We start from the raw sequence: 19395 nt of genomic DNA, 5'->3' as shown, positions 1-19395 counted from the left end.
TTGTACAACAATTTGGAAAGCGTTTTCAAAAGCTTTTCATAATCTTTTCAAAAACAAAAGAAAATATGAAAAACCTTTTCATATTTTCTTCTCATATTCAATATCTACAATGCCATTATAAACATATGTCTTGATTAATGATAAACGCTTTTCATGGTCAAAGTTTTCAAAAAGTCTTGTTCCATTGCCTATCAATGTTGGTATCATAGAAATATGATATTCATCTATCATGTTTTTTTGAATCAAGGGTGTAATAAAATGCTGTCCTCCACAAATCCAGATATCTTTTCCATCCTGTTCCTTTAACTTTTGTACTAAAATACAAATATCATCAGTCACAAATAAAACATGCTGGGAGGAAAGTTCTTCCTGTGGGGAGAGAACATAAATATGAAGGCCTTGATCAAACCAATTGGCATGCATTTTCTATTGAACGACCTCAAAAGCTTTTTCACTCATAATCACACTATCCACATGTTTTAAAAGATGATAGTAACTCTCACTTTGAGGCTGAGATGTATTTTCTCCATGCAACCAATCAATACGTCCATATTGATCAGCAATATATCCATCTAAACTCATCGCAATATATAAAATCACTTTTCTCATTTTTTTCCTTCTTTCACATCATTTTGATGATGATAGGGATAAATCCATTGAATCATTTGAATCAAATAGGGCTCACAGAATAAAACAATCAATGTTGTCATGATATTATAAAATGTATGCATGTTGGCAATTTGATGAAGCGGAGATAGAGGTGTCAGTTGTGCTATCCAATCTATAAGAGGGAAAACTTGACATAACACCAAAAAACTAAGTGCTCCTACCGCATTAAATAAAAAATGAAACAGTGCCAAACGTTTACCATTACGACAACCAGATAAAGAAGCAATAAAACCTGTAATACAAGTCCCCAAATCAAAACCAAATATAAAATACGTTGCCTGATGGAAAGACATTAAATTCTGTGAAACTAAAATCTGTAAGATACCTATTGAAGCTGAAGAACTTTGAATGATGGCTGTAAAAATCATACCTGCACAGACAGCTAACACAGGATTTTGTATATGCATAAGAAAATCAACAAAGGTTGGTGAATGCTGTAAAGGCAACATAGACTGTGCCATCATTTCTAACCCCATAAATAATAATCCTAATGCCACCATGACCTGGCCACATAAATGATAGAATTCCTTTTTCAAAAAATAAAAGAAAACACCAACAAAAGCAATAATGGGTGCAAACATGCCTATGTCTAAGGCAATCATTTGTCCGGTGATGGTCGTGCCAATATTGGCCCCCATCATCACCCATATGGCTCTTTTTAAAGACATAATATGCGCATTCAAAAAACCAATTAAAATCACACTCATCGCTGATGAACTTTGAATTAGACAAGTCAGTAATGTTCCTACACCAATCGCCTTGAATTTATGATTGGTAAGTTTTAATAATATCACTTCCAGTTTCTCTCCAACACCAGCCGTGAGACCCTCTGACAACATTTCCATCCCAAATAAAAATAACGCTAAACCTCCTATCAACCCCAAATAATGAGAGATTGTCACGATTCCACACCTCCTTTATTATCATATATGATAATAAAAGAAAAATTTGTGAAATCTTATTTGATTTCATGATGTATCATTCTTCTCATTTCATCACCAATATGTAAATTTTTAAATAATTCACCAATAAAAATCACATATGATAATAATAATGGAGAAAAAATCATACCAACAATACCAAATAAATCACCAAAGAAAGTTAAAGCAATCAACAATAAAATAGGATGTAAACGAATGCTTTTTGAAAACAGATAAGGTTGTAGATAAGATGATTCTAAATATTGTAAAACCACAATCACAATAAAAGAGGCATAACCAAGATGGGCATCTATAAAAAACGCATAAATCACAACAGGAATTCCCCCAATATAAGGACCCACATAAGGAATGAGATTGGTTATGGATAAAAATAAAGCAATCCATATAGCAAATTGAGGGAAAATAAAGACAAATGGAATCAGACACATGAAAAAGAAAAAGATAAAGTCTAAAATCATGGATTTCATGAATTGATATGTTGTGAGTTTTAACTTCTTTAATGTTTGCATACATATTCCCTGTTTTGCAAAAGGTAAATAAGCAATAGCCTTTTCAATCAAATGAAGATTATCATAAGATAAATAAAAAGAAATCCCTAATCCAATAAATATATTTCCTACCCAGTAAATGACAGTTTGGGTCCAACCATTAAAAACATCAATAAAATAATCAATAACCTGATATTCTTCTAAAAAGCGAATAAAGGCAGAAAAAATGGGATTAACCATAATCTTGCTGTCGCATAAACGATGATAAAAAACCAGACATTGATCCAAAAGATAAGGAATGAAAAAATAACAACACAGAATAAAAAGAAGAGAAAAAGATAAATATAAATGAACAACAACAATCTTTCTAGAAAGACGATCACTTGTAAAATAATCAATGATTGGATCAATTAAAAAATGAAAGAACAAAGCAATAATAACTGGAAAAATCAATTGAAAAATATAAAGTAGCAAATCTCCTATACGAAATAAAGTATAGACATAATAAAGTAAAATAGCACAAATACAAAAAACAATTAGAGAACGGGCAAGATTTTCTTTTTTCATTGGTGGACCTCCATACTAAGAAAAGGACTACATTGAGTCCTTTTTGTACTTCTTAAAGTTGTTCTTTAATCGCTTTTTTGGCTTTATGAACAGTGTGTTCAATATTATCGGCACATGGCATATCACTCATCATAATCATTGCCGCAGCAACAATTCCTGCCGAGAAAAAAGCAACAGCTAATTTTGACATGTTCATTCACTCCTTTAAAAGTACATTCTTAGTATGTCCGAACTATTCAAAATCATACAAAGAAATTTCTTGTGGATGATTCATTCTTGTCATAAGTGTTGTTTTGCGTCTTTCATCCTGAACACGCTGAATACCTTGACAAAATGCCTGATGATGTCCTAAAAAGAAAAGTGACTGTTTGGCACGTGTCAAACCTGTATAAATTAAATTCTTTTTTAACATAATCGTATAGTCTTTTAAAATTGGCATAATGACAATCTTAAACTCATTTCCTTGGGATTTATGAACACTCATACAATAAGCATGCGTTAATGTATAAAATTCCTGTGGTGTATATTCAACAATCACACCATCAAAATCAACGACCATGACATCATTTAAATATTCAAAATTATCTTTATAACAAATTTCAACTAATGTTCCAATATCACCATTAAAAACATTATCTTCTATGCGATTTTTTAATTGTAAAACTTTATCGCCTTCTCTAAATAAACGTTTACCAACTCTCAGTTCATTTTTGAAACCATCCTGAGGATTAAAAAGTTCCTGTAAACAATCGTTAAGTGCATCAATACCAGCCACACCATTATACATTGGTGCTAGAACCTGTATATCATGAACATCGTAACCCTCAGCCATAGCTTTTGATACCAACACAGAAACATATTTGACAACATCATAGGATGCACATGTCTGAAAATGGATATCTTTGTATTGAAAAAAGAGATTTTCATCATACTGATCATTTCTGATACTATGGGCCAACTGAATGATACCACTTTCCTGAGATTGACGATAAATACGATGTAAAGCAATTGTAGGAACACGTCCACAGCTTAATAAATCTTTTAAAACATTTCCTGGTGCAACTGATGGCAGCTGCTGATCATCACCAATCAAAAGAATTTGACTGACTTTACGACATGCTGATAAAAGATGTGAAAACAACAAAGAATCTGCCATAGAAAATTCATCAATAATCAACAAATCGACATCTAATGGATTTTTTTCATTAACCGCAAAAGTATTGGTATGTAAATCCCACTTTAACAAGCGATGAATTGTAGAAGCTTCAATTCCTGTGACTTCTGTTAAACGTTTTGCTGCTCTACCAGTTGGCGCTGCAATAGCTAAAGTCTGATCTGGATTTAAACGTTGATAAAGCTTGATAATCGCATTGACAATCGTTGTCTTTCCAGTTCCTGGACCTCCTGTAATAATCATTGCTGATTGTTTCAAAAAAAGAGTAATCGCTTCTTTTTGAAAATCATCATATTGGATAGATAACTCTTCTTCTAATTCTTTTAAAAGATCTTGAATTTCATCGTCTTCATATTCATATAATGGCGCATGAAGCCATTTTTGAAACGTCTTGGCAATATTTATTTCACTTTGATATAAATCATATGGATAATATCGTCCTTCTTCAAGAATGATTTTTTGTTGATCTAAGACTTCCTGTAAGTTTTCTTCAAATGTTTCATCACTGACTTGAGGGATATAACGATGAAATCTTCTCCTGATAGCATCTATATCATGATAGGTACTGCCATCTTGAAAACAGGCTTCTTTTAAAGCATAAACAATGGCCGCCTGAATACGATGTGAATCATAAAGATCAACACCTATCTTCAAAGCTAAATCATCAGCTGTTTTAAAGCCTATACCATCAATATCATCAATCAGTTGATAAGGATTATTTTGTAAAATATCTAAAGTCTTTTCCTGATAAGTTGCTTGAATTAATGCCAAATGACGTGTACTGATACCATGTCCCATAAAAAACATCAATACTTCCTGATCAAAATCCTGTGAAGATAAAACTCCTGCAATCGTTTCTCGCTTAGTTTCACTCATACCACGGATATGATCTAAAACATGTTTATCCTCTTTAATTTTACTTAAGGCATCTTGACCTAAAGCTTCAACAATAGCAGTTGCCTGTTTTTCACCAATACCTTTAAATAACGGACTAGATAAATAGCGAATGATTTCACTTTCATCATTCGCTAAGACAATTTCATAAGACTGAATCTGAAACTGTTTCCCATATTTAGGATGAATTATGTAATCGCCTTTAAAATGATATTTATCCTGCAAATTCGCATAACTCATATAGCCCGTTGCAAGAATTGGTTTATCTTCCTGTTCACTATCAATATAACAGACAATAAATTTTGTCTCCTCACTATAAAATTTAATGCGACTAATAATTCCTGTATATTCTAACATTATAAATATGTGATCTCCTTTTGATCTTTATAAACCTTTTCAATCGTTCCCCCACCAAGACAAACATCTCCTTGATAAAAAACAGCAGCTTGTCCAGGTGTCACAGCTTTTACTGGATTTTTAAAAGTCACATAAATTGTTGTTTCATCCACAAATCGAATAGAGACATCATTATCTTTTTGGCGATATCTGAATTTAGCAGTACATTCTAAGTCTCCTTCTGGTCTTTGACTGCTGATCCAATTGACATCTGTAATCAGTGCACCTTCACTCATCAACCATTGATTCTGATCTCCCTGGCACACATAGAGTATATTATCATCATATTGTTTTCCAACGACAAACCAGGCATCACCTGGACCACCGATACCTAAACCTTTACGCTGACCAATAGTATAATACATGATTCCCTGATGTTCTCCCACAACTTCATGTGTTTCAATATCCACCATTTTTCCTGGTTTTGCTGGTATATAGTTTTTAAGGAATTCCCTAAAATCTCTTTCACCAATAAAGCAAATACCTGTACTATCTTTTTTATGGGCAACCGGTAACTTCAAATCTTCTGCCAGTTTTCTGACTTCAGGTTTTGTCATATGACCAATTGGAAATAACGAAGAACGTAGTTGTGTCTGATTTAACTGACATAAAAAGTATGTCTGATCCTTATTAGAATCAACACCTCTCAGCATTACAGAATCCGCTCCATCATGATGTTCAACACGCGCATAATGACCAGTCGCAATATAATCAGCATCAATTGACTTGGCATAATCTAAAAAAGCCTTAAATTTAATATGCTTATTACATAAAATATCTGGATTTGGTGTTCTTCCTTTGGCATATTCTTCTAAAAAATAGGTAAAAACATGATCCCAATATTCTTTAATAAAATCAACTCTTCTTAATTCTATCCCTAAATGTTCAGCAACTTTTTTAGCATCATTATAATCTTTTTCCTGTGGACAAATTTCATCATTATTGGTAGGATTTCCTAAAATATCATTATTTAAAGATGAATCCCAATTACGCATAAAAACACCAATAACTTCATATCCCTGTTCTTTTAATACATAAGCAGCAACTGCACTATCAACACCACCGCTTAAACCTAATACGACTCTTTGTTTCATAGGCGCCTCCTTCTTGCATATTCTATCATTTTCTTTACCAATTATAAAGTAAAAATAATGGAAACAAGCAGATAAAAATAAAACTGATAAAGAGTTTTCTAACTACTCTTCATCAGTTTCTCTATTATTTTAATTTTGACATTGGAAGCATTGCAGCACCAATAGCACCACAATCTTCTAATTCTCTTTCTAAAATTGGAATATGTCCTCTCATTCCAACATGAATTTTCGCATTAAATTGTTCAACAAGCTGATCATAGAAATATTTCTTAGATTTCATAACACCACCGCCTAATATAAAGCAATGTGGGTCAACAGTATGGGCAATATCAGCTAACATAGTTGCCAGTTCACTCACACATTCATCAACAATACCTTTTGCCTTGACATCACCTTCATCAGCTAATCTGAAAACATCTCCAGCATGATTGACACGATCTTCACCTAAAATTTCTTTACCTTTACGGGTAATCGCTGTTCCACTCGCTTCACCTTCCACAGCTCCAGGGTTCAATCCACCAAATTTATAACCATTGTTTTTTACAATGATATTTCCAACTTCTCCAGCATGTCCTCTTCCACCAGAAACCAATTGACCATTCACAACAAAGGCTCCACCAATTCCTGTTGAAATTGTAATATAATAACAAGTTGGTTTTCCTTTTCCAGCTCCTAACAAAGCTTCTGCCAATCCAGCAACATTGGCATCATTATCAATAAATACAGGCAAATTAAAGCGGCTTGAAAGTTTTTCGCAGATAGGGTAATTTTCAAATCCAGGCAAATTTGTTGCCATAATCATCACACCATGTTCTGTATCAACAGGCCCAGGCACACCAATACCAATTCCCTGAACATTATGAATGCCTCCACAAACTGAACAATCTAAGCTTTCAATTTGTCTTATAATTTTTGAACAAACATAATCTGGTCCATTTTCTCTTTCAGTTGCATCTTTAACTTCACTATATGATTGTCCATTTTCATCAACCAAAAGAGTACGTACGTTTGTTCCTCCTAAATCAATCCCGATATAATATTTCATCTTAGTTCTCCTTCCCTTGATTTATATTTATTATACAATAAAACCAGCTGTTTTCATAGGTCATTTTGTTAGAAACAAAGCTTTTTTCAAAGCTTCCAGATTCTTTGGTAATGGACAAGTCACTTGATAATCCTGTAAATATTTTAAAGAACCTATTGGCTTGATAAATTTTATGGAATAAGCATGTAAAAACTGATTTTGGAAATGATATGTTTTTTTCAAATAACGATTAAGTTCAAAATCACCATATTTCGCATCACCAATAATAGGATGCCCAACACTCGATAAATGTAAACGGATCTGATGTGTTCTTCCTGTCACAAGTTTGACTTTCAATAATGAATACTTCTGATTACTTTGAATATTTTCAACAATCGTATGCATTTTAAGTGCTCCTGGTGTTGATGGAGACACTATTTTTGCGAGAGATTGTTCACTATCTTTCTTCATATAACCAATCAATTCACGACTGGGCATATAACCTTTACAAATGGTTAAATATGTTTTTTCGATGCAATGACGTTTCTTCATCATTTCATTTAAATCCTGCAAGGCACGCATGGTCTTTCCAAAAATCACAATACCACTTGTATTACGATCCAAGCGATGAACAGGTCCAGGTGTAAATCCCAATGTCTTTTGAGGATCATATTCTCCTTTTTGATACAAATATGTCAAAACCTGATTAGACAATGTATTCATATCTTCATGACTATCTTCATGAACCAATAGGCCTGATGGCTTATTCACAATCAAAACATTGTTATCTTCATATAAAACATCAAATTGAATTTCTAAATCAAATATAGTTTGTGGTTTCGTTAATGCTAAAAAACGATCTTCATATAGAAAAAGCTCAACCTGATCTCCTTTTTTTAAAATATAGTTTTCTTTAACTCTGACACCATTGACTTTCACATCTTTTTTTCTTAACATTTTATAAATCATTTGTGGTGGTGCCTGACACAATAATTTTTTTAAATATTTATCTATTCTTTGGTTTTCATAATTCTCATCTATTAATAATGTTTTCATTTCATCACCACTTTCATTCTATCAAAAAACACTAAAAAAATATACAATTTTATTTGAAAGCCTTTACATCTTTTGAAACTCTGCTATAATTAAATATGTTAAGTGGTTGTCACTTAAACATACCCCCTATTATCACCCTAACGTGTAAATAATAGAGACACAAGAAAGTATGCTCCCCCGCATACTTTCTTTTCGTTTTATGTTATAATGACATCGAGGTGATGAAATCATGGAAAAAGAAATAAATAGATCAATCATTTATGATGGTAAAATTATGCAGGTCACCAGAGAAGAAGTTGAACTTGAAGATGGTCAACATGCCTATCGTGAAGTTGTCTATCATCATGGTGGTGTTTGTATTCTAGCTGTTAAGAATCATCAAATCATATTTGTGAAACAATTTAGATATCCCAATCGCATTCAAACTATCGAAATTCCTGCTGGAAAACTGGAGAAAGATGAAGATCCAAAAGATTGTGCCTTTCGTGAATTAGAAGAAGAAACGAACTATCGTGCCAAGGATATGAAATTCATTATGAAAGTCTTACCTTCTCCCGGTTATACCAGTGAATGGCTTTATCTCTATGAAGCTGTTGATTTTAAGGAAGTTGATGATGCTTTAGAAGGAGATGACGATGAATTTATTGATGTCTTGACATTGGATATAGACGATGCTTATCAAAAAGTCCTTGATGGTGACATTGTAGATGCAAAAACCGTTATAGCTGTTATGTATGCTTATCAAAAATATTATTCATAAAAGCACAAAAAAAGTTATCCAAATAAGGATAACTTGCTTTTTTATATTGGCGGTCTGGACGGGGCTCGAACCCGCGACCTCCGCCGTGACAGGGCGGCATTCTAACCAACTGAACTACCAGACCAATATATCAACTGCCAAGGGTTATACAATGGCGGAGACAGAGGGATTTGAACCCTCGCGCCAGTTTCCCGACCTACACCCTTAGCAGGGGCGCCTCTTCAGCCTCTTGAGTATGTCTCCATCAGTTGCCTTAATATAATAGCATACCTTTTTTCACATTTCAATAGGAAAATGAAAAAACTTTAAAATAAAGAAACTGGAAAAAATCCAGTTTCTTTATTTATTGAAAAATTGTGGTAAATAATCTTTATGAGCTTCTAGTAATTCATCAATCACAATATTAGCAATTTCATCACTTGGACATAAAGGATTCATATTTAAAGCTGTAACAGCCAAATCACGATCACCATGTACTGCTGCTTCAATCACAAGACGTTCAAAAGTTTTCATCATCTGTACATATCCACTAATTGGCAATTTCAATTCACCAGTTGCTAATGGTTTTGGACCATCAGCTGTAATACGACATGCAACTTCTACAGCACTATCTTTTGGTAAATCTGCAATCGCACCATTATTTCTGACATCAACATATTGAATATCACCTTTATTTGTATAGATAGAAGCAATCAGATTACAAGCTGCATCAGAATATTTAGCACCACCGCGCATAGCTAACTGTTCTGGTTTTTCAGCTAACTCTTCATGACTATATAATTCAAATAATTCTTCTTCTGTCTTGCTGACAACTTCTCCACGCACTGTTCCTGTTTTGAATTGTTCCAATTCTTCTTCCAATTGTTCTTTTGTAAAGAAATAATAATTATGATATGGACATGGAATGGCTTTTAAACCTTTAATAAATGATGGAGAATATGGCAATGAAACGAAGTTTTTCATTTGAATTGTATCTTCTGGTTTTAAATAAGCATATTGATGTAATAATTCATCAAAACGTGACACACCATCCACAAAGACATCTGTCGCAAAAATAAAGTGATTAACACCTTGAATCTCCATTGTGACCTGACTTTCTTCTACATTTAACATTTTCGCAAATCCAGCAACCATATTGACTGGAACATTACAAAGACCAATCGCTTTTTTAAAGTTTGTATATCTTAAAATAGCTTCTGTAACCATTCCAGCAGGATTTGTAAAGTTGATTAGCCAAGCATTAGGGCATAGCTCTTCAATATCTTTCACAATATCCAAAATAACTGGAATTGTACGGAACGCTTTAAACATACCTCCTGCCCCATTTGTTTCCTGACCAATCAAACCATGACTTAAAGGAATTCTTTCATCAAGCACACGTGCTGGTAAACGTCCAATACGCATTTGTGTTGTAACAAAATCCGCATCTTTTAAAGCTTCTCTACGATCATAACTTAAAATGACTTTCATTGGCAGTCCTGCTTTTTTCACCATACGTTTTGCGAGAGCACCAACAGTCTCTAATTTTTTACGACCTTCTTCAATATCTACTAACCATAATTCTTTCACTGGTAAGTGATCATATCTTTTAATAAATCCTTCTACTAATTCTGGAGTATAACTACTTCCTCCTCCGATTGTGACAATTTTAACACCATCTTTGTTCATCTTTGACACCTCTTTCTTCTTGATAATTTCATTATATAGACTCCTATAGAAAACACAAGAAAAGGAATAGGTAATTATACCGGTACAATTTATGTAATATATATGTTATGATGATTTTAAGGAGATGAAAAACATGAAAAAATACGAACATTTAGCTATGCTTATAGAAAAAGATATTGCAGACCAGACATATCATCAAGGGGAGCGTTTGCCTTCTATTCATACATTAGCTCAACAATATCACTGCAGTAAAGAAACCGTCATCAAAGCCTATCAGCTATTAATTGATCGTCATCTTATTTACGCGAAAGCACAAAGTGGTTTTTATATTTTGGGAATACCTCTTTTACCTGCCCCTTCATCCCAAATTTTTTCTTTGGAAACAGGAAATCCTATGGTCAAAGCCACATCGCTTGTAGACGCGAAACATTGCCTCTCTTTAGCCATTGAAGAATATAGTGAATCATCATTGAATTTATCTTTACAAGGTGTTCAATCTTTACGAAAGACATTAGCTGACTTCTTTTTTGAAATGGGCATTTATACGCAGGAAAGTTCCATTTATTTAATTCAGGGTGTTACACAAATGTTATCATTTCTTTCATCCATCACATTCCCTAATCATCATTCCTATATTTTGATTGAAGAACCAACGTATAGTTATTATATCCAATTTCTTAAATCTTTATCTCTACCTGTTCTGACCATCAACCGCGATGAAAATGGTATTGATCTTAAAGAACTCAAATCACTTTTTGAAACATATGATATTAAATTTTTCTATACGATTCCTAGAAACCACAATCCCCTTGGCACAACTTATTCAACAAAAATCCGTCAAGGAATTGCCAAACTGGCTCTTCAATACAATGTCTATATTATTGAAGATGATTATTTTGGACACTGTTCATCGTCTTCGCATTACTTACCGATTTTTTATTATATGGAAGGACAAAATTGTATCTATCTGACCAGTTTTTCTAAAACAATTCCTTATATTCGTATTGGAGCCGCTATTATTCACCAAGATTTTCAAGAAACCTTTCAGATGATGATGAATCAGTCTTACTATTATTCTTATCAGCTGCCTTCACTGATTTCTCAGGCAACCTTAGAATCCTATATTAAAAGTTCTCTCTATCAAAAACAAGTCCAGCAATTACAAAATCATCTCAAAAAAGATTATCAGATTATTAAAAAAATCACTCAAAGCTGGGATCATCAGCTCATTAAAGTGATTTCTAGTTATTCCGGTTATTATTTAACCATCCAATTTCTCGTACCCATTAATCTTGATTTATTTCAACAAAATCTAGCTCAAAAACATGTTCACATAGCACGAAATGAAAGATGTTTCTATCACATCTCACATTTTCAAAACTCTATACGTTTAAGTCTAGCACGTATTCATAGTTCTGATTTAAAAGAAGCACTTCCTTTATTTTATCAGACTTTTTTGGACACTATATCTTTATAAAAATTTCTTTTTCTTAAATAAAATAATCAAACCAATCACAACAATCAGACTTAAAGCAATAACAGCTGGATATCCATAAATACTTTTGAGTTCAGGCATGTTTTCAAAATTCATTCCATACCATCCTGCAATCAAGGTTAATGGCAGAAAAATAGTTGTCACAACTGTAAAAAATTGCATGGTCTTATTTAATTTATAATCTTCTCTTGACTGATGAGCCGCATTAGCCTGGTTCAGAATTTCTCTTAACATTTCCACATTTTTGGATAAACGTTCAATACGGCGTGTAAAAATCTCAAAATATCTAGAATCGTCGTCATCAAAAATATGATGATGATTCATCTCCAAATCCTCACCAATCGTCATCAGATTTTCATAATAATTTTTCAACAGCAATAATTCTTTATTGAGCTGCCTTGTTTGATTTGTAAAGTTCATCGAATCTTCCTCATGAGATTCCAATTCTTCGATTTCATCCTGTAATTCTTCGATATATTGATAATCACTTGCCAGTAAATCACTTAAGAAATAATAAACCAGTCTTGTGATGGAAGCATCTTTTTGGAGAACATAATCACTGGATGACTGGAAAACCTGATTAATATGGTGATCTTCATCATCTATCACAACAACCAAAAACAAATTTTTAAAAATAAATAAAGCTAGTGAATCTTTTTTTACAAAAATATCTCGTGCATTAATCAAATGGATTAAACCAAAATAATAATGATATGCAGGGATAATCATATTCTGATGAAACAAAGAAGGATCTTCTAAGCGTTGAATAGAAGCTTTTTCAATGCCAAGTTTTTGATAACAAGATTTTAATTCTTCTAAATCCATCATAGCAATATAACGATGCTGTTCTTGAATATCTTCAATATTGACAACTTCTTTTTGACGATCAATCTGATAAATCATATATTCCCTCCTACAAAAAAAGGGGCTTTACCCCTATTTCTTTGAATCAATTAAATCTAATAAATCTTGAACTGTTTTAATTTTTAATAATTCTTCATCTTCAAATTCTACACCAATTTCTTCTTCTAATTCAAAAACCAAATCAACCAAATCCAAAGAATCAATGCCTAAATCTTTAAATGAAGAGTCTTTTGTAAGTTCCTGACCTTTTAATTTTGATGATAATCTCTCTTTTATTTTATCAAAATAATCCATTTCTATTCACCTCGTTTTCATTATAATCATAAGCTTTTCAAAAAACAATCTCTTTTCTTACATAAAAGCCTCTTTATGTGCCAAAATATATTTTAAACTTAAATCTTCCATGTCTTCTTTTAACTGCTGAAATTCATGATCCAACAAATCAAACAGCCATGGAACTTCACTATAATCAAATCCTTTTAATTCTTCCATTCTTAGTTCTTGATCTTCTGGCACAATACCTTCATGAAAAAGACCATTTGCACGATCAAGTATTAAAGCTGTGCGTTCTGCTTTCATCTCCAATAATGCTTCCACTGTTTCATTAGCAAAATTACCAGAAGGCTGACGATAATACATTTCCATTCCACCACTGGACATCATCAGATAAAAAGTCTGACAAAGATAAAAGACTCTTTCAATTCCATTAAGTTCATTAAGTAAATCTCCGTTTTCACATTTTTGAGAGATAATATTATATAAATCCATAACAATGTGACTATGATCTTGTCTTGATACAATCTCACTGGCTCTTAAAGTCAAATCATCCAGTACATCTTCAATTGTGGGCATATGAACACCTCCTCATATTATTTTATACTTTTTCATTTGAAATGTATAGTCGTAAAAATATGACTTTATCTTTTTTTCAAAGATGCGTATAATACAATTATGGAAAAAGAAATCTTAAAAATATTAAAACAATATCAAAACGAATATGTATCAGGTCAGGATATGAGTCAAAAGCTTCAGGTTTCTCGCATGACAATATCAACAAGCATTAAAAAATTAAAAGAGAAAGGATATCATATTTTATCATCAACAAAAAAAGGATATTGTCTAACTGATGACAATGATGTTTTATTGATTGAAAACATTAAGCCCCATATCCCTTCATTTTTTACTCACATTGAATACCTTGAAAGTGTTGATTCTACGAATGATTATCTCAAAAGAGGAATACATCAACAAGGTGATCTTGTGATTGCGGAATATCAGACCAACGGAAAAGGCAGAAATGGTAAATCATTTCATTCTCCTGCCTATAAGGGGCTTTATTTTTCTTTCTTATTAAAACCCCATTTATCTATTTATGATTCATTAAAGATTACGGCCTGTCTAGCAGTTTCACTGGTTAAAACAATTCAAAAAAATTATTCATTAAAACCTCAAATCAAATGGGTCAATGATATTATGATTGATGATTATAAGGTTGCTGGTATTTTATGTGAAGCTTCTTTAGAAATGAATACTGCTCAAATAGAAAATATGATTGTAGGCATAGGTGTGAATATTCATTCTTATTCTATGCCTGATGAATTAAAACAAAGTGCTGCCTGTTTGGAAGATTTTTGTCCACAATTTGTTTCGCGTGAACAGTTTATCATTGATTTTTTGAATATTTTTTATCAGGATTATCAAAACTTATCTCATCCTGCGCTCTTAGATTTTTATCGTCAACACTCTTATGTGTTAAATCAGAATATTACAGTTTATGAAAACAATCGTACTTACTGCGCATATGTTTTAGACATCAACCAAGATGCCTCATTAAAAATCCAGACTGATGAGGGTATTCGCCAGCTTTCTTCTGGAGAAGTTTCTATACGTAAAAAACATCGTTAACGATGTTTTTTTAATGCTTTATATACTTTTGAATCTGTTCCTGATTTAATTCCTCTCCAATGACAATTAAAATATCTTGACCTATAGAAATAGGTTTTAAGGATATATGATCCTTGGTTGCATTCAGTTCAATCCATTGGTCTTCTACGCTTATAAAACCTTTCATACGAAAGACGTGACCACATGATGTATCGTTGAATATCTGTTGCACTCCCTTTTTTAACTCATCTGGCGTTAAATGATTATTCATAAAATAAAGAGATGTATATGCTTTTTGATAATCTATAGAATATTTCATATAATCATGTAGGGCATATCCTTTATGCATAAAACTTTGAAAATCTTCATCTGTCAAATGCATCCAGTGAGTATTCAAATCACTATCCTGAAGAACTCTTGAACATCGAACTTCCTGAAGCGAGCTTTGTAATAACTGGATTGTTTGTTGGACTTCTTCCTGAGATGCTTCCTGATAATGACTTAGCAGAATACATCCAGCATTAGCAACCTGTGAGGCTAACAGAAAACGTGACGCCTGTGATAAATCCTGTTCAATGCGTGCATCGACAATCGCAAAAACATTTCCAATTTCATACCAGTTTTCTAAAGGCTCTTCATGCAAAACATCAAAAAATTCATCAACATCATAGATACCTGATGGTTCAATCAATAAATAATCATATCGAAGCATCCCCATTGCAATCAATTTCGTTTTAAAACGTCTTTGGTGCGTTTCTTTATCACAACCACCAGAAATCATTTCTAAATCACATTGCGGTCCTAAAGTTTCCTGTAAAAGCATCATATCAACATTAACAGCTCCAAAATCATTTTCAATGATTCCGACTTTATAACCCTGCTTGATTAAATATTGTGCATACTGTTGAATAAATGTTGTTTTTCCCGAACCTAAAAATCCTGTAATTAAATCCACTTTTGTCATATGAATACCTCCATCACTTTCTTGTTAAAAAGCCAATGTGAAAACAATTGTTACAATGAGTGCCGGTAAAAGATTGGCCACTTTTACAGTTTGAGGCCACACCAGATTCACTCCCACACAGAAAATCAAGATATTTCCAACCATATCCAAATGATTCAAAATATCAGTTGTCATAAAGCCTGCTAATCCGGCTGATAAAAAAGTTATAGTACCTTGCAAAAGAACAACTGGGATAAAAGCAAAGATGCATCCTTTTCCCATAGATGATGCCATAATTAAAATAATCACAAAATCTAAGACTGCTTTTGCGAATAATGTCGCATGATTACCATAAATCCCATCCTGAATAGCACCCATGATAGCCATAGCGCCAATACTCACGGTTAATGATGCACTCACAAAGCCATAAACAAATTGGTTGTCCTTTTGACTGCCCGTTTTGATTTTCAGCCAGTTGCCAAATTTTTCAAACATAGCATCAATATCAATGATTTCTCCAATCAAAGCCCCAATCACCATAGAAATAATCACATTCATGGATCCTGCAATACTTAACTTTCCCTCTTCAATAACAAGCATTTGTGATAATGTTCCTGCAAGGGCCAGAAAAATAGTTGAAAAACCGGTTGCTTTCATAATCGTATCCTGATAACGTTCTTTTAAGAAGCGTTTTAAGAAAATACCTAAAACACCACCTATAATAATAGCAAGTCCATTAACAATTGTTCCTAATCCCCTCATGCAATCTCTCCTACTTTCATCTTGTTGACTATTTTATCATATTTTTTTATCAATCACTACTCTCATAATCATAAAAAAAGAGAAGTTGCAGCTTCTCTTCTATATATTCTATTCATTTGTTCCGATACTCATCGTTTCAGGTAAAGTACTTCCGCCATCAATCACAAATTGAGAACCTGTAATATAACTTGATTCATCACTACCTAAAAAGGCAAATAACTCTCCAACTTCAATAGGTTTAGCAAGTCTTCCCATTGGAACACCTTTCGCAATATCTGCAATTGCACTTTCTGGATCATCTGGGTTGGATTCAACAGCCATCTTCTCTACCATAGGTGTTCTGGCATAACCTAGCTGTGAACAGTTCACACGAATATGGCGGCTGGCATATTCAACAGCCAGACATTTTGTTAGTCCAACTAAGGCTGCTTTTGTCATAGCATATGCCGCTTCTCCAGCATCTGCCACAATATCTCCTGTCACTGATGAAGCAATCACAATGCTACCCTTTCCTTGTTTTAACATATAAGGGATGACAGTCTGACAAGTATTCCATACACCTTTGATATTGACATCAATATGAAAATCTCTGATTTCATCACTCATCTCTTCAAATGGTGCCAAACGACAGACACCTGCATTACAGCATGCAATATTCACTTCCCCAAAAGTTTCCACTGTTTTTTGGACAGCTTCTTTCATCTGACTTTTATTAGCCACATTACCTACGTAAGTGATAATATCCGCCTGATATTGATCACGTAATTTCTGGGCAGTCTGTTCAACATCCTTTGATAAATCAATCATACAGATTTTAGCTCCATATTTCACGTAGGCTTCTGCAATTCCTTCACCCAATCCAGCAGCTGCCCCCGTAATAATTGCTACTTTTCCGTCTAATTTTCCCATAAATTCATGTCTCCTTTATTATTATCTATATCTCTATTGTAATCCTTTTGAACATAGCACTCAAACATTTCATGTCTGATTTATATTTTCTATATCTAATAGCTTCATATATTGTAGCGGTACCTTTTTCACAAGCCAGATATGGTTAGCTGAAAGATAAAAAAGAATGCCATCCTGATACATTTGTTTAGCATTGATTTGATAAACAACTGGCTTTCCATGTCTCTTCCCTACCTTTATAGCCGTCTCAATATCTGTTGATAAATGTACATAAAGTCTTGATTTAGAAATCAATCCTTGTTGTTGAATAGAGGACAGATACTTTATAGCTGTTCCATGATATAAAATATCAGGTGGCAATGCTTGTTTGAATTCAACATCAACAGGTATAGAGTGTCCCTGATTGGCACGAATCAACGTATGGTCTTCATTAAAAGCATATCTTTGTTTTGAATCAGTACGGACAATCTCTTCTAATATTTCTCGTTGAAATTGGGGATATCTTTTTTGAATACCTTTGATCAATTCATCTACATGTGCCCAGCCATGTTGATCTAAAGTCAATCCTGCCTGCTCAGGATGATGACGCAAAAGAAATGCCATATAACGGCTTATAGGCGTGAGTTTCATATATAATCACCTTCTTGATATTTATTCTACTTATTTTCTATTACGCCTGACACTCTGGAATATCTTTGATAATACGGCATTCAGACCATTGGATTTTTAGCTTTTTGGCAACTTCCATAACGACACATACATCTTCTAAAGAATCCAATACTGTCTTTAAATGTTGTTCTTGAATACAACGTTGCTGAACTCCATCTTTTTCCACATAATAGAATTTATTAATGATTTTTGAAACGATATCATCAATATATCGATGATAGTTGTGAAGTTGAGATTTGATTTCTTCTTTGGAAGCATCACAATCCTTTAATTTCTGATAAAGTGAATAAGGAATCTCATGAAAAACAATATGCGTTTTTAAGTATTGATGATATCTTTTTTGAAGATAATCTGGCTGTTTCGTTATATGAAGCTGATATAACTGCTGATCTAACTCTTTGATATGAGAAACAACATCATCGATACTACTGTAACCCTTCCATAAGAGTGCATTTGTGACTTTCATCTCAAAAAAAAGCATCTTCATTGCGTAATAAACTTTTTTGATCATGTTTCTCAATTCATCAACATTTTCAATTCCTATTTTTTTCAAATTAACATAAGAAATTGTAAATCTGAAAGAGGAGAAGCTAAAAGTTGAATAGGTATATCTTCACTCATGGATTCAAAAGTATATCCCATTCCTGTTAATAAAGCATATAATAACGAATTGGAATCTAAAGATCCTCTTAAAATAAATTTTTTTATTTCTTCTTGAATAACTTTTTGAAAATTCATATCATATATGATTTTATAAAATTCTGAATAGCTTTCTGGATTTTTTGATTTCAAAGAAACACGAAAAGAAGAATATTGCAAAAGATTCAAAGGATCATCTTCCATTTTTTGAGCAATATCTTGATAATCATGACACTCTTCAACCCCTATTCCATAATAATAACGCGCCAAATCTGTACATATAACAGATTTTTCTAGATTTGAATCAACATGTATCACTTCATGAAATTGTGTGCTCACAAGTGCATCAATACCATGCATAGCTTCCAACTCATAATCTTGATTCAAATATTCTTTCATATAATATCTCATCGTTTTCACCTACATCATTTTGGAATATTACCCTATCTCTATTATACAAGAAAATGATTAATCTTCATAATGATTTTCTTTTCGCTTC

At 32.9% G+C, this 19395-nt stretch carries 22 protein-coding genes and 2 tRNA genes; 3 read left to right on the top strand and 21 right to left on the bottom strand.

Translation table 11 applies throughout. The features are described from left to right. Positions 1-78: 78 nt before the first annotated feature. From ACZYT4_RS05685 to ACZYT4_RS05645, 9 genes are all read right to left on the bottom strand, one after another. Positions 79-423, bottom strand: a complete 345-nt coding sequence (locus tag ACZYT4_RS05685; protein ID WP_463783353.1) for a dihydrofolate reductase family protein — start codon at positions 421-423, stop codon at positions 79-81. Positions 424-426: 3 nt separating this feature from the next. Beyond that, positions 427-609: a dihydrofolate reductase family protein gene (locus tag ACZYT4_RS05680; protein WP_463783350.1), complete on the bottom strand. Its 183-nt coding sequence runs from the start codon at positions 607-609 to the stop codon at positions 427-429. Then, complete coding sequence (locus ACZYT4_RS05675; protein ID WP_463783347.1) at positions 606-1571, bottom strand: Na/Pi cotransporter family protein; 966 nt, start codon at positions 1569-1571, stop codon at positions 606-608. Before ACZYT4_RS05675 ends, ACZYT4_RS05680 begins: the two co-directional genes overlap by 4 nt. Before the next feature lie 56 nt (positions 1572-1627). Beyond that, positions 1628-2665: an AI-2E family transporter gene (locus ACZYT4_RS05670; protein ID WP_463783344.1), complete on the bottom strand. Its 1038-nt coding sequence runs from the start codon at positions 2663-2665 to the stop codon at positions 1628-1630. A 52-nt stretch (positions 2666-2717) separates the two neighbouring features. Continuing rightward, positions 2718-2855 carry a hypothetical protein gene (locus ACZYT4_RS05665; protein WP_158093958.1) on the bottom strand — a complete coding sequence of 46 codons (138 nt, stop codon included), beginning with the start codon at positions 2853-2855 and terminating at the stop codon, positions 2718-2720. Positions 2856-2897: 42 nt separating this feature from the next. After that, positions 2898-5090, bottom strand: coding sequence for an SF1B family DNA helicase RecD2 (recD2, locus tag ACZYT4_RS05660; RefSeq protein WP_463783342.1), 2193 nt, complete (start codon positions 5088-5090; stop codon positions 2898-2900). Next, positions 5090-6223, bottom strand: coding sequence for a tRNA 2-thiouridine(34) synthase MnmA (gene mnmA, locus ACZYT4_RS05655; RefSeq protein ID WP_463783340.1), 1134 nt, complete (start codon positions 6221-6223; stop codon positions 5090-5092). The genes recD2 and mnmA overlap by 1 nt, the downstream gene beginning before the upstream one ends. A 124-nt stretch (positions 6224-6347) precedes the next feature. Beyond that, entirely contained in the window at positions 6348-7268 is a 921-nt protein-coding gene (locus ACZYT4_RS05650) for an ROK family protein (RefSeq protein WP_463783338.1), read from the bottom strand. A 60-nt stretch (positions 7269-7328) separates the two neighbouring features. Continuing rightward, positions 7329-8303: an RluA family pseudouridine synthase gene (locus ACZYT4_RS05645; RefSeq protein WP_463783337.1), complete on the bottom strand. Its 975-nt coding sequence runs from the start codon at positions 8301-8303 to the stop codon at positions 7329-7331. A gap of 229 nt (positions 8304-8532) precedes the next feature. Here ACZYT4_RS05645 and ACZYT4_RS05640 point away from each other — a divergent pair, with 229 nt between their 5' ends. Beyond that, positions 8533-9063 (top strand): NUDIX hydrolase, encoded by a 531-nt coding sequence (locus ACZYT4_RS05640; RefSeq protein WP_463783334.1) that lies wholly within the window; start codon positions 8533-8535, stop codon positions 9061-9063. 47 nt (positions 9064-9110) lie between these two features. Here ACZYT4_RS05640 and ACZYT4_RS05635 read toward each other — a convergent pair. The 3 genes from ACZYT4_RS05635 to ACZYT4_RS05625 form a co-directional block, all read right to left on the bottom strand. After that, a tRNA-Asp gene (locus tag ACZYT4_RS05635) sits at positions 9111-9187 on the bottom strand. 28 nt (positions 9188-9215) lie between these two features. Then, a tRNA-Ser gene (locus tag ACZYT4_RS05630) sits at positions 9216-9306 on the bottom strand. A 96-nt stretch (positions 9307-9402) separates the two neighbouring features. Further along, positions 9403-10731: a 6-phospho-beta-glucosidase gene (locus ACZYT4_RS05625; protein ID WP_463783333.1), complete on the bottom strand. Its 1329-nt coding sequence runs from the start codon at positions 10729-10731 to the stop codon at positions 9403-9405. Positions 10732-10864: 133 nt separating this feature from the next. Here ACZYT4_RS05625 and ACZYT4_RS05620 point away from each other — a divergent pair, with 133 nt between their 5' ends. After that, positions 10865-12208, top strand: a complete 1344-nt coding sequence (locus tag ACZYT4_RS05620) for an aminotransferase-like domain-containing protein (RefSeq protein ID WP_463783332.1) — start codon at positions 10865-10867, stop codon at positions 12206-12208. On the opposite strand, the gene ACZYT4_RS05615 is transcribed toward ACZYT4_RS05620, so the two are convergent. From ACZYT4_RS05615 to ACZYT4_RS05605, 3 genes are read right to left on the bottom strand one after another with little or no spacing between them, the layout of a single operon-like run. Beyond that, the gene (locus ACZYT4_RS05615; RefSeq protein ID WP_463783330.1) at positions 12203-13129 is read right to left on the bottom strand and encodes a magnesium transporter CorA family protein; all 927 of its coding nucleotides are present in this window, start codon (positions 13127-13129) and stop codon (positions 12203-12205) included. The two genes, ACZYT4_RS05620 and ACZYT4_RS05615, sit on opposite strands and share 6 nt — an antisense overlap. A gap of 33 nt (positions 13130-13162) precedes the next feature. Continuing rightward, a complete protein-coding gene (locus ACZYT4_RS05610) occupies positions 13163-13384 on the bottom strand; it encodes an acyl carrier protein (protein WP_463783327.1) in 222 nt (73 codons plus the stop codon). A 57-nt stretch (positions 13385-13441) separates the two neighbouring features. Next, on the bottom strand, positions 13442-13942 hold the full coding sequence (locus ACZYT4_RS05605) for a DMP19 family protein (RefSeq protein ID WP_463783324.1): 501 nt from the start codon (positions 13940-13942) through the stop codon (positions 13442-13444). Between the two features lie 99 nt (positions 13943-14041). Between ACZYT4_RS05605 and ACZYT4_RS05600 the strand changes: the two genes are divergently transcribed. Beyond that, positions 14042-14995 carry a biotin--[acetyl-CoA-carboxylase] ligase gene (locus ACZYT4_RS05600; protein ID WP_463783321.1) on the top strand — a complete coding sequence of 318 codons (954 nt, stop codon included), beginning with the start codon at positions 14042-14044 and terminating at the stop codon, positions 14993-14995. Between the two features lie 10 nt (positions 14996-15005). Here the strand turns inward: ACZYT4_RS05600 and ACZYT4_RS05595 are convergent, their stop codons facing one another. The 6 genes from ACZYT4_RS05595 to ACZYT4_RS05570 form a co-directional block, all read right to left on the bottom strand. Then, positions 15006-15938, bottom strand: a complete 933-nt coding sequence (locus ACZYT4_RS05595; RefSeq protein ID WP_463783319.1) for a GTP-binding protein — start codon at positions 15936-15938, stop codon at positions 15006-15008. Between the two features lie 24 nt (positions 15939-15962). Beyond that, complete coding sequence (locus ACZYT4_RS05590; protein WP_463783317.1) at positions 15963-16679, bottom strand: DUF554 domain-containing protein; 717 nt, start codon at positions 16677-16679, stop codon at positions 15963-15965. 108 nt (positions 16680-16787) lie between these two features. Further along, the gene (ucpA, locus tag ACZYT4_RS05585) at positions 16788-17588 is read right to left on the bottom strand and encodes an SDR family oxidoreductase UcpA (protein ID WP_463783316.1); all 801 of its coding nucleotides are present in this window, start codon (positions 17586-17588) and stop codon (positions 16788-16790) included. 69 nt (positions 17589-17657) lie between these two features. Beyond that, positions 17658-18218 carry an RNA 2'-phosphotransferase gene (locus ACZYT4_RS05580; protein ID WP_463783313.1) on the bottom strand — a complete coding sequence of 187 codons (561 nt, stop codon included), beginning with the start codon at positions 18216-18218 and terminating at the stop codon, positions 17658-17660. Positions 18219-18258: 40 nt separating this feature from the next. Beyond that, a complete protein-coding gene (locus ACZYT4_RS05575; RefSeq protein ID WP_463783311.1) occupies positions 18259-18723 on the bottom strand; it encodes a hypothetical protein in 465 nt (154 codons plus the stop codon). Between the two features lie 83 nt (positions 18724-18806). After that, on the bottom strand, positions 18807-19307 hold the full coding sequence (locus ACZYT4_RS05570; RefSeq protein WP_463783310.1) for a hypothetical protein: 501 nt from the start codon (positions 19305-19307) through the stop codon (positions 18807-18809). Positions 19308-19395: the final 88 nt, after the last annotated feature.

This window comes from Massilimicrobiota sp. mt181 (assembly GCF_055420065.1).
Note: the sequence above shows the minus strand (reverse complement) of the source record. Positions and strands in the feature narration are given on the sequence as shown.